The organism is Rhodococcus sp. ARP2, assembly GCF_001029585.1.
GTDB classification, from domain to species: Bacteria; Actinomycetota; Actinomycetes; order Mycobacteriales; family Mycobacteriaceae; genus Rhodococcus_F; species Rhodococcus_F erythropolis.
Window position 1 is genome coordinate 1 of record NZ_LEKE01000086.1, and the last position, 11,518, is coordinate 11,518.

The 11,518-nt window shown below is 62.0% G+C and carries 9 protein-coding genes; all 9 read right to left on the reverse strand.

Going from position 1 to position 11,518, the window contains the following annotated elements:
- Nucleotides 1-1,110: ethanolamine ammonia-lyase subunit EutB (gene eutB, locus ABX74_RS22240; protein WP_223257984.1), on the reverse strand; the 1,110-nt coding region annotated here is incomplete at its 3' end.
- Nucleotides 1,107-2,579, reverse strand: a complete 1,473-nt coding sequence (gene eat / locus ABX74_RS22245) for an ethanolamine permease (RefSeq protein WP_003941913.1) — start codon at nt 2,577-2,579, stop codon at nt 1,107-1,109. The genes eat and eutB, both read right to left, overlap by 4 nt.
- A 165-nt stretch (nt 2,580-2,744) precedes the next feature.
- Nucleotides 2,745-3,305 carry a DUF779 domain-containing protein gene (locus ABX74_RS22250; protein ID WP_019744244.1) on the reverse strand — a complete coding sequence of 187 codons (561 nt, stop codon included), beginning with the start codon at nt 3,303-3,305 and terminating at the stop codon, nt 2,745-2,747.
- 91 nt (nt 3,306-3,396) lie between these two features.
- Nucleotides 3,397-4,920, reverse strand: a complete 1,524-nt coding sequence (adh, locus tag ABX74_RS22255; protein WP_007730158.1) for an aldehyde dehydrogenase — start codon at nt 4,918-4,920, stop codon at nt 3,397-3,399.
- 143 nt (nt 4,921-5,063) lie between these two features.
- A complete protein-coding gene (locus ABX74_RS22260) occupies nt 5,064-6,377 on the reverse strand; it encodes a helix-turn-helix domain-containing protein (protein ID WP_047889729.1) in 1,314 nt (437 codons plus the stop codon).
- 84 nt (nt 6,378-6,461) lie between these two features.
- Nucleotides 6,462-7,964, reverse strand: a complete 1,503-nt coding sequence (gene mftG / locus ABX74_RS22265) for a mycofactocin system GMC family oxidoreductase MftG (RefSeq protein ID WP_047889730.1) — start codon at nt 7,962-7,964, stop codon at nt 6,462-6,464.
- Entirely contained in the window at nt 7,961-9,358 is a 1,398-nt protein-coding gene (gene mftF, locus ABX74_RS22270; protein ID WP_047889805.1) for a mycofactocin biosynthesis glycosyltransferase MftF, read from the reverse strand. The genes mftG and mftF overlap by 4 nt, the downstream gene beginning before the upstream one ends.
- Before the next feature lie 97 nt (nt 9,359-9,455).
- On the reverse strand, nt 9,456-10,148 hold the full coding sequence (gene mftE / locus ABX74_RS22275; RefSeq protein WP_019744248.1) for a mycofactocin biosynthesis peptidyl-dipeptidase MftE: 693 nt from the start codon (nt 10,146-10,148) through the stop codon (nt 9,456-9,458).
- Between the two features lie 101 nt (nt 10,149-10,249).
- A complete protein-coding gene (locus tag ABX74_RS22280) occupies nt 10,250-11,488 on the reverse strand; it encodes an HNH endonuclease signature motif containing protein (protein ID WP_047889731.1) in 1,239 nt (412 codons plus the stop codon).
- Nucleotides 11,489-11,518 lie beyond the last annotated feature (30 nt).

The window sequence follows — 11,518 nt, forward strand, 5'->3', positions numbered from 1 at the left end:
CCCGAGGAGTTTTCCGCAGAAGTGATCCTCCAAGCCCGCGCGAATGATCTGCTTGCCGTCGTAGAGGTACTCGGGACCGATGAAACCGACCACCGTGTTGACCAGCAGCGGCTCGAGATCTCGAGCCACGGCGTATGCCCTGGTCTCGAGTGTCTGCTGATCGACCGGGGCTCCGCCGGTGCCGTAGTGGGCACCTGAACTGAGGGCGGACCCCTGCCCTGTCTCGAGGTACATGACGTTGTTGCCGACCGTTCCGCGGTTCAAGGAGCGTCCGGCCTCGTTACCTTCGCGCAGTAGCGGAATGTTCACTCCGAAACCGGAATTGGCGCCTTCGGTACCGGCAATCGATTGGAAGACAAGATCGACCGGCACCCCCGATTCGATCAGTCCGATCGTGGTGGTCACGTGAGAGAGCACGCACGACTGAGTCGGGATCTCGAATCGCTGACGGATGTCGTCGAGCAGGTGGAGCAGATCCGAGGTGGCCTGGGGTGAATCCGTCGCGGGGTTGATGCCGATGACGGCGTCGCCACATCCCATCAGGAGACCGTCCAATGTGGCCGCCGCAATGCCGCGTGGATCGTCCGTCGGATGGTTTGGCTGGAGTCGGGTGCTCAGCCGTCCAGGCAGTCCGATGGTGGTGCGGAACCCCGCGGTGACCGTGATGGCCTTGGCGACGGCGATCAGGTCCTGATTGCGCATGATCTTGCTGACCGCGGCAACCATCTCGGGGGTCAGACCGGGACTCACGGCGGACAAGCGTGCTGAAGCTTCCGGCGCCGACGCAGTCTCGAGCAGCCAGTCCCGTAATCCGCCAACAGTCAGGTGGGCCACTGGCGCAAATGCGAGGCGATCGTGGCTGTCGATGATGAGCCGGGTGACCTCGTCGTCCTCGTACGGAACCAACAGATCTTCGAGGAACACAGTCAACGGAAGATCAGCCAGAACCCATTGGGCAGCAGCACGTTCGGCGTCGGAGCTTGCCGCGCAACCGGCTAGTTCGTCACCCGACCGCAGTGGTGTCGCTTTTGCCATCAGATCGACGAGACCGTCGAACGAGTAGTTGGTTCCGGATACCTGCTGGTGATACTTGGCCATCCCGCGACTCATCCCAATTCTTCTTCCGCCTGTGCAAGTACAGCAAACTCCTCGTCCGGCGAGTTGGCAACAAGGTGGTGACGACTGTAGAGACCGAAGTACGCCATCAGAACTCCGAAGGCGACCAACGTCAGCAATGCCGCAACGGGATCGACCAGGAAGGTGGCCACCACCGACACTGCCGCGATCACGAGCGCAAACGAGGTGGTGGCGATACCGCCGGGCGTGCGGTACGGGCGCGGCATGTTCGGCTCACGCTTACGAAGAACGATGTGACTCACCATCATCAGGACGTAGCTGACTGCCGCGCCGAACACCGCCATGTTGAGCAACATGGCACCTTCACCGGTGAGTGAGAGCGCGAAGCCGATGATTCCGGGAACGACGAGCGCGAGAGTGGGGGCCTTGCGCTTGTTGGTCACCGACAGGTTCTTCGGCAGGTAGCCGGCGCGGGAGAGCGCAAACGTCTGACGTGAGTAGGCGTACATGATCGAGAAGAAGCTCGCGACCAGACCGGCAAGTCCGATGTAGTTGACGGCCTTTGCCGCTCCGCTGTCCCCCAGAGCCTCGACGAGCGGATTTCCGGAGGTGGACAGGGCATCGGCGCCGAGCGCACCGGTGGCGAGGAAGAGAACCGTTGCGCCTGTGACGATCAGGATCAACATGCTGATGATGATGCCGCGGGGGACGTTCTTCTCCGGTTCACGCGCTTCCTCGGCGGCCAGCGGCACACCTTCGACGGCAAGGAAGAACCAGATCGCGAAGGGCACGGCGGCCCAGATTCCGAGCAGACCGAATGGCAGGAACGACGAGGATCCGACTGCGCTGGTGTCGACGGCGATATCGGTGAGGTTGGACGAATCGAAAAGGCCGACAGCCGAAACCGCGAACACGACCAGGCCGACGAGTGCAATGGCGGTGATGATGAACATCGCCTTGAGTGCCTCACCGGCGCCGGTGAGGTGAATGCCGATGAAGATCGCGTACACCGCGAGGTACACCCACCACCCGTCGGTGATCCCGAACAGGTTCAGGGACTCGACGTACGCACCGATGAAGGTCGCGATCGCTGCGGGTGCTATCGAGTACTCGATGAGAATTGCTGTGCCGGTGGCAAATCCGCCCCAGGGCCCCATGGCCCGTCTGGCAAACGTGTATCCACCACCAGCGGCAGGAAGTGCCGACGACATCTCGGCCATACCGAGCACCATCGCCAGGTACATCCCCGCGATGACGACGGCCGCGATGAGAAGGCCACCGAAACCACCTTCGGCCAGACCGTTGTTCCAGCCGGCGTAGTCACCGGAAATCACATAGCTGACACCCAACCCCGCAAGCAGCACCCACCCTGCTGTTCCCTTTCGGAGTGTTCGTTTCTCCAGATACGAATTGTCTTCCGCATGGAAGTCTGCGCCGTCGTGGTGTGCACCCGCGGCACCGGCGTTTTTGCCGGTTGCGTGGTCGGAAAGAGACATGTCCATCCTCTGAATCGGTCAAGAATGAGACGACGCACGGTGGATGCGTCGCGTGAAATGAACGGTATGTGGGCGATGTACGGAGAAGGTCGCGTGAAGATGACCGTGCTGTTAACTGGCTGTCATGTGAGCGGCCCCGAGTCTGTTCAGATCTTCTTCAGGCGGCCGTTCTCAGGATCGGGCGGCCGCGCCTGGCACCGGGCAGGCATCGACGGCCTCGGCGACGACCTGGGGAACCGTCGGGGGCGATGGACGCACGCCCGCTTCCCAATCAGCGCCCACGAGAATGCTCGACGCGCCGAGTGCTTCGTTTTCGTCCGGTGTGAATGCCCTTGCTCGACTGAGGAATCTGAATCCTTCAGGAGACTCCAGGCTGAATCCGCTGCCGCGGCCGGGCACGACGTCCAGCACCAACTGGGTGTGCTTCCAGGCTTCGAACTGTGATCCGGAAATCCAGACCTGTACAGCGTCGGTTCCGGTGGGAAGGTCTTCGGGAATCTCTCCGACAGCAAGTCGGAGATCGACGATTCCGAGTAGTACGTCACGGTCCCCGACGATGAATTCGCCTGAGGGATAACACATCGGGGCCGAGCCGTCGCAGCATCCGCCGGATTGATGCATCATCAGTTCGCCGTGAGTCCCGCTGAGGCGGCGTAGCAGGTCAGCCGCCCCAGCGGTGGTCACCAACCGGGGTGGAACGGCGCCGGTATCGGGTGTGTCCGTGGCGCTCATTCCAACCTCCGTGTGTTTGTGCAGGTTTCGCGTGTTGCAGTCTTGCGCACCGGCACCCGCAGCGAGGGGCTCACGGGTGCCGGTGGGTCGATCAGAAGAAGCCCTGAGCCTTCTGGGCGTAGCTGACCAGGAGGTTCTTGGTCTGCTGGTAGTGCGAGAGCATCATCAGGTGGTTCTCGCGGCCGATGCCGGACTGCTTGTATCCACCGAAAGCGGCGTGTGCCGGGTACTGGTGGTACGTGTTGGTCCAGACGCGACCGGCCTGGATGTCGCGGCCTGCTCGGTACGCGACTCCGCCGTCGCGGGACCAGACACCGGCGCCCAAACCGTAGAGCGTGTCGTTGGCGATTTCGATGGCCTCGTCGTAGTCCTTGAACGAGGTGACCGAGACGACGGGTCCGAAGATCTCTTCCTGGAAGATGCGCATCTTGTTGTTGCCGGTGAACACCGTCGGCTGGACGTAGTAGCCGCCGGACAGGTCTCCGCCGAGTTCGGCCCGCTCACCACCGGTGATGACCTTGGCGCCTTCGGCCTTGCCGATCTCGATGTACGAGAGGATCTTCTCGAGCTGATCGTTGCTGGCCTGGGCACCGATCATGGTGTCGGTGTCGAGCGGATCCCCTTGGCGCACAGCCTTGGTGCGAATGGCGGCCATCGCGAGGAACTCGTCGAAGATGTCTTCCTGGATCAGCGAACGTGACGGGCAGGTGCAGACCTCGCCCTGGTTGAGGGCGAACATCGTGAAGCCCTCGAGTGCCTTGTCCTGGTAGTCGTCGTTGGAGGCGAGGACGTCGGAGAAGAAGATGTTGGGGCTCTTGCCACCGAGTTCGAGGGTCACGGGGATGAGGTTCTGCGACGCGTACTGCATGATCAGGCGACCTGTGGTGGTTTCACCGGTGAACGCGATCTTCTTGATACGCGGGCTCGACGCGAGCGGCTTTCCGGCCTCGACGCCGAAGCCGTTGACGATGTTGAGCACACCGGCAGGCAGCAGGTCACCGATGATGCCGATGAGGTGCAGGATCGAGACGGGTGTCTGCTCGGCAGGCTTGAGCACGATGGCATTGCCGGCAGCAAGGGCGGGTGCGAGCTTCCACACGGCCATGAGGATCGGGAAGTTCCACGGAATGATCTGGCCGACTACGCCGAGCGGCTCGTGGAAGTGGTACGCCACGGTGTCGGAGTTGATCTCCGAAAGCGAACCTTCCTGTGCGCGAATAGCTCCCGCGAAGTAACGGAAGTGATCGATGGCGAGCGGAATGTCGGCGTTGAGGGTCTCGCGGATCGGCTTGCCGTTGTCCCACGACTCGGCGAGTGCGATGGATTCGAGGTTCTCCTCCATCCGATCAGCGATCTTGTTCAAGATGATCGCGCGCTCGGCGACCGAGGTCTTGCCCCAGGCCGGAGCTGCTGCGTGCGCTGCGTCGAGAGCGAGCTCGATGTCTTCTGCGGTGGAACGAGCCACATCACAGAAATTCTGTCCGGTCACCGGTGTCGGGTTCTCGAAGTACTGACCCTTGACCGGAGCAACCCATTCGTTGCCGATCCAGTTGTCGTATCGAGACTGGAAGGACATGATCGCGTCGGCGGTACCTGGGCGGGCGTACACGGTCATTGCAAGCTCCTATGTAAACGTGATCTTCCTGGGCGCACCCACCAATTCGGTGACTGCAATCCCACCCCCCGGTGGGGTGTGATTCACAACACTAGGAGTTGCAACGTTGCAAGTACGTTGCGTGCGAGAAACGCAGATGATTCTCAGATGCCCAATTGGCGGTCGAGGAGATCAATTCTTGCCTGGACCTGCGAATACAGCGGAGATTGAGGATCCAACGTGGACAGGTAGGCCTCCCACACGACGGAGTCTTCGCGCCCATGTACGGACGTGGTCCACCGGGCCAGAAGGTTGGCGTCACCTCCACGCAGCAGAGCCGCCTGAACCCTGGTGCGTAGTTCTTCCCGCACCTCTTCGATTCCCGGGGAGGCCGAGCCTGCCAGTACCGGGCCCGAATACAGTTTCATCGCCGTCGCCGCGTCTCCGCGATCCAACGCTGCCCGCACGTCGCCGACGTCTGTCGTGAACTCCGTGATGATCCGATAAGGACGCGAAGCCAGCCGGTCGGCGCCGAAAACCTTACGAAGCCGCGACATTTCCGCGCGAATGGTCACTGCGTCGAGCTCCCCCTCGTCGAGCAGGACCGCAAGGCGGTCGGAGCTCAGACCCTCCGGATGTTCGGAGAGCAGAAGGAGAATCTCGGCGTGACGCTGCGAAATCGGGATGCGGTCACCACCGCGAACCAGCGTCGGCCGGCCGGCACCGAATGTTTCGAGGCGCGGAGCCGTGGCGCTGAGCGGGATAGGCGAGTTCAAGAGGTGGAATCGCAATTCCGATTCGGCGGCCGCAACAGTTGCACGGATCAGCGACAGCACTTCGGGAACCGCGACCCTGGGACCACCGGTGATGTCGATGGCACCAAGGATTTGCCCAGTGGTGGGATCGTGGACGGGTGCGGCCGAACAACTCCAGTCGTGCACGGTTCGGTTGAAATGCTCGGATCCGAAAATCTGTACGGAGTGGTCGAGAGCAAGCGCCGTTCCCGGCGCATTGGTGCCGACACGATCTTCGCTCCAGTCGGCGCCTTCGACGAAGTTCATGGACAACGCTTTGTCCTTGGCCGAGTTGTCACCCTCCACCCAGAGCAGTCGACCGTGTGCGTCGCTGATCGCGATCAGCAATCCGGTCTCGGCAGCATCTTCCACCAGGAGTTTCCGAATCACCGGACGGATCAGTGACATGGGATGCGCGGACCGATATTTTTCGAGTTCCAACCCCTCGAGCATCTCAGGATTGCCGACAACGTCAGGATTTACTCCCTTGTTGCGGCTCCGCATCCAGGACTCGAGCACGACCGAACGGACATGGGAGTCGTCGGTCAGCCCTTGGCCGGGCACGCCGCGGGCATCGATGAACGACTGATGGGCAGACGAAAGTCGCCGCGCGAGTAACGCGACGTCATCGCCTGGCCTGACCGCCACCCACGGGTTGCCGGACACAGCCTGTTCACGTGCCATATTTTGCGTTCCTCCGCTCCGTGGACCACTGTAACGCCGATCACAGCCCATAGGCGAGAACGACCATTCGGTATGACTGTCGACCTAGCCTGCTGCCCCTCGCGGCCACTCGTCACCGAGCAGGATGGCGCTTGCTCGTTCCGCGACCATCACCGCGGTCGCGTGTGGGCCGCGGGTCGGGATCGTCGGCAGGATTGACGTGTCAACAATACTGAGTCCTGCCGCGCCGATCACACGGCACCGATCATCGACGACTGCGAACAGGTCCGATTCGGCACCCATCACGCAGCTACCGGACATGTGCAAGGACGTACCGAGGCGAGATTCGATCCACTCGTCTGTGTACTCCACGACGGGGCGATCGATCAACCCGGTGTCGGCGATCGACTCGAGAAGGTTCTCGGCGATCTGCATTCCTTCCCGAATGGCTGCTCGATCGTGCGTCGACGCGACGTAGTTGTATCGAATACGCGGTGCCCCAGCGGGATCCCCCGATGCCAGTTCGATGCTCCCACGACTGCGCGGCGCCATGAGGACCACCCCGACGCCGTGATCCATGCGAGGCACACCGGGAACCAAGTCTGTGAAAGATGCGGTGTACGGACGGATTTCAAGCTCGGCGAGATTGAGCGCAGTCTCCAGCACCGGTGTCTGCGAGCGAATCGTACGAGGCGTCGAAAAATGGTACGGCAGCAGCACTTCCGGATGGTCGACGAAGTTCTGGCCGACGCCAGGCCGATCGAGAATGACGGAAACTCCTTGCTCTGCAAGTTGTTCCGCCGGACCAACACCGGAATTCAAGAGAATGTGCGGCGTCGCCACCGCACCCGAACACACGATCACGTGGTCGGCACGAATGCGTCGGACGTTGCCGTCGTCGAGAACGTCGACGCCGATCGCACGGGTTCCCGAGAATACGATGCGAATGACGTTCACTCCGGATTCCACCCGCAAATTCGGGCGGTGCAACGCCGGCATCAGATACCCGATCGCAGTACTGATCCGACGATGATCCGCCACGTTCAGTGGCACTCGGCCGACGCCGAACGAGTCCGGCGCATTCTTGTCGACGTCGTCGGGAAAACCTGCTCCGAGCGCTGCCGCATGAAACTCACCGCTCAGTGGATGCAGTTGGTCCCACGCTCGACGCTCGACCGGGATCGGACCGGCGGTCCCGTGGAACTCGCCCTCGAAATCACGATCCGTCTCAGACTTCTTGAAGTACGGCAAGACGTCGTCGTATCGCCAAGCACTCGGCCAGTTCTCGAAATCTGCGCGGGTCGCTCGAGTGAAGTACGCACCGTTGACGGCCCCGGACCCACCGAGCGTCCGCCCGCGCGCAATCGTGGACGCCCGACGCGGTGTCAGTTCGACCGGATACGTCCACGTGTATTCGCTCGCAGGTCCGACCGGCAGTCGGTACGGATCACCCAGGACGTCCGGAAGTTCGAGCGCCGAACGATATCCGCTTCCCGATTCGAGGAGCATCACCGTGGCGGATGGATCTTCACTGAGCCTAGCTGCGACGACGCAGCCACACGTGCCACCACCGACAACCAGGAAGTCTGCGTAGTCGGCTTCTGTCACTTGGTGATTCGAGGTTTCAGCGCCGCCCAGTCGCGAGCGTCGAACGCGCCCCGCCAGAGTCCGACTCCATACGCGATGTCATCTGCTCGTTTGAAGAAGACGTACCGAACCGGACCCAGCCCGCCTGGCTCACGGTGGCGATACCAGTCCACCAAACCTTCGGTGACTGCCGCAGCGACGGCCAGTCGCCGAATTCGACGGGAAGCGATCACCGCCAGAAGAGTCACCGGCCAGTAGTGACGACACATCGCCGAGGCGAGTTGCCAGAATCCTCCGACAAACCCCTGCGCAGTGAGGATCGCTGCGATCCGGGTGGGCTGACTCAGCCCGTTGAACATCTTTCGCAGGCGATACACCGTGAAGAGCAGAGCACCCAGCGCACTCGCAAGACCGGAACGGGTCAGTGTTGCGGCGGCGATGCACGCGAAGAGCGTCGAGAACGACATCGCCATCGGCGGAACCGAACCCTCGTGTCTTGCAGCCAACGGCGCCGCGCCCGTGCCGTAGAACGCTCTCCTGGCGAACCACTTGTCGAACTGAACTCGATGATCGTGGGCGACATGCGCAACCGGTTCGTACCTCAGTCGCCAACCCGCAGCCTGCAGTCGCCAGCAGAAATCGACGTCCTCGGCCACTTCGAGACTCTCGTCGAAACCGTTGCATTCGAGTGCCACGTCGCGCCGGACGATCACGGCCGCGCTGGGAACATAGGCGACCGGACTTCCCGACTTCACCGCAGCTTCTTTGCGTCCGAGGTCGAGAGACGATCGCATGTTCTCGTACCGCGCCAGCGCCGTCCCGTACGGATCGAGGGCGACGATGCGGGGCGCAACAAGGGCAACCCCTGGATCGCTGAAGTGGCCCAACATCAACTCGAGCCAACCGGCACGCGGTATGACGTCGGAGTCGAGGAAAGCTACGAAACGTGTTTGGGCCGAACGCAATCCCGAGTTTCTCGCTGCCGAGGGTCCGCGGGCGCTCTCGTGCCGCACCACTGTGATGGTTCCGGTGCCCGGGCAGGCGCGACGGGGCTCCACCGGCACTTCCGAACCGTCGTCGACAACGATGACGGTCAGATCCTTGAGGACGGGCAGTAGGCGTTCGACGCCGGCCTGGTTGTCCTTGACCGGAATCACGACGGTGACATCTGCAGCAGACGGTGTCGACATCGGACGAGGATTCGCGACGCCTGAATCGAGAAGGTGACGAGCAACCGCAGCGCTCTGCTGGTCGACCACCTCGAGGAAGCCGTCACCGATCATCGCCGCAGCCGTCGGAGCCAGCTTGAGCATCCGTGTCGGAGAGCCGCCGATGAGCACCCGGCCGCCCGAGTACGTGCGCACCTTGGGGTCCAACCGAATGCCGAAGCCGTCGGGGAGTCTTGCTGGTCGCATCAGATGATCGTAAGGGACGTAGCCCGTCGTGCTGCAACTCGTCGCAGCCTCGAAAGCCGTCGCAGGTGGACCGTCCGCCCCCACTCGGTCGTGGTCGTCACCGAAGCCTCCCATCTGGACCAGGCTCCCACCGGGCCAGTCCATCCGTCACGCGTCCTACCAACTCACCGAAGATGTATGCGCCGTCTTCGGCGGTAGCCCCGACTGGATTGCCGAGAACGCCGTTTTGCGACACAGCGACCATACCGCCCGAACGCATTCCTGGCATCAGGTCCGCGATAGGAGACAAATTTCCTGTCTCAGCAAGGCTCATGTGCACCAAATCGGGCGAAAGGTGCAGCAATAGGCTCGTTTCAGTGTGCCCCGCGTGCGCATCGGCACCCGCAACAGCGCACGGCACCCAAGCGGCGTCACGTCCCTCGTATCGAAGAAGTGCCACAGCTTTGGCCAGCGCGGGACCATTTCCGCCGTGGCCGTTGACGAACAGCACCCGCTTCGTCCACCTGAACGCCGACCTTCCGTATTCGACGACGAGGGTTTCCATAGCCTCGGCACCGATCGAAATCGTGCCGGCAAACCCTTCGTGTTCGCCGCTCGCCCCGTATTCGATGGCCGGGGCCACGACGACGTCGGGCAGGGCCTGTGCGACTGCTCTCGCGATCCGGGTGTCGGTATCGAGAGGCAGGTGCGGTCCGTGTTGTTCGAAAGAACCGACCGGGACCACGACGGTGAGCGCAGTGCCCTCGAGCGCAGGACTCGGGATGGCAGCAAGGTCACGCGGAGAACTCATCCCCCGATCGTATTGGTGCCGGCTCCTCTCACCGCAACACAGCATGCGGATACACCGGGGCATGGTTGTGCCCCGGTGTATGAGTTTTCAGTTGTCGCGGTTCACGCCGCTGTCGGTGGACTGTTCCCGCCGATCGGATGCTGATACGGATCGATCGACATGGGCGGATAGAACACCGACTTCCGATCCGGACCGATCTCCACCCGCCACTCCGTGTGGTGCATCGTCCGATGATGATGACCGCACAACAAGATCAGATTGTCGAGATCCGTTGGGCCACCGTCATTCCAATGAACAATATGGTGAGCATCGCACCACCCCGACGGCGTCCCACACCCCGGAAACGCACACCCACCATCACGAACCGCCAACGCCCGCCTCTGCGGCACCGTCGCTGTTCTCGCTTCCTTGCCGCAGTCGAGCGGAACACCGTTCTCATCCAACAAAATCCGCGTGACCGTGCAGTCGCACGCCAGCATCCGTGCAGTGTCGATGCTGATCGGGCCCACCCAATCCGCCCACGCAAATCCCAGCTCCTCGGTGGACGGCAAGAGGTCTTTCAGAACTTTAAGGTCCGTCATGTCTTTCGCCGACGCAGTCACCGTGATGTGCGGTTTCACGCCGCCCTCGATCGGACCCAACCCCGCCCGCTCATACCGGCGCAACAACTCGCAAAACCCGTCCGCACGCCGTAATGCCGGAGTACGCGTGTCCTTGACACCGTCCTTCTCCGGCGTCGGCGCCGACAAACTCGACAACAACGTGATCAACCGCGCCCCGTTCACAGCATCCAGATCACCCTTCACAGTCACTCTGCCGTACAAGCCTTTCGAGGCGTAGAACTCATTACGCTCCGAATCCTCCCCGACCGGAACACCGTCCTCACGCTTGCCGTACTGCTTCTCGATCCGCCGAATCGCTGCCCGCACCGCATCACAATCGGCAATGTTCTTCGACGCCAACCCGAGCAGAATCCCGCGAGCCTTGTCCACATCCGCCAGGGTCATGTTCTTCGGCGGATGCTGACAAAACGACGCCACCTGACGCGCCTTCAACGCATCCACATCACCCCGGTGAAACGCATCCGCCACAACAGGTTCGAGCATCAACAACCGCGCCAACCCGACCAGCAGACTGCACTCACCGATCTCCAAATTCGTCGAACCATGCAACCACTGCGCGATCGCCCGAAAACCCTTCCCACCGAGAACCTCACGGGAAAACATTTCCACAATCAGCAACACCATCCGCGACTGCAACTCATGCCGGACACGCACCAGATCGAGAACCTCACCCTTGAGGCCCTCGCCATCCAGCTGCCATGCTTCCCGACTGTTCATACCGAAAGTTTAATCGAACATACTTTCGAG

Coding starts and splice junctions, on each gene's coding strand:
- eat (WP_003941913.1), bottom strand. CDS start 2,579: ATGGACATGTCTCTTTCCGACCACGCAACCGGCAAAAACGCCGGTGCC.
- ABX74_RS22250 (WP_019744244.1), bottom strand. CDS start 3,305: ATGAGCGCCACGGACACACCCGATACCGGCGCCGTTCCACCCCGGTTG.
- adh (WP_007730158.1), bottom strand. CDS start 4,920: ATGACCGTGTACGCCCGCCCAGGTACCGCCGACGCGATCATGTCCTTC.
- ABX74_RS22260 (WP_047889729.1), bottom strand. CDS start 6,377: ATGGCACGTGAACAGGCTGTGTCCGGCAACCCGTGGGTGGCGGTCAGG.
- mftF (WP_047889805.1), bottom strand. CDS start 9,358: ATGCGACCAGCAAGACTCCCCGACGGCTTCGGCATTCGGTTGGACCCC.
- mftE (WP_019744248.1), bottom strand. CDS start 10,148: ATGAGTTCTCCGCGTGACCTTGCTGCCATCCCGAGTCCTGCGCTCGAG.
- ABX74_RS22280 (WP_047889731.1), bottom strand. CDS start 11,488: ATGAACAGTCGGGAAGCATGGCAGCTGGATGGCGAGGGCCTCAAGGGT.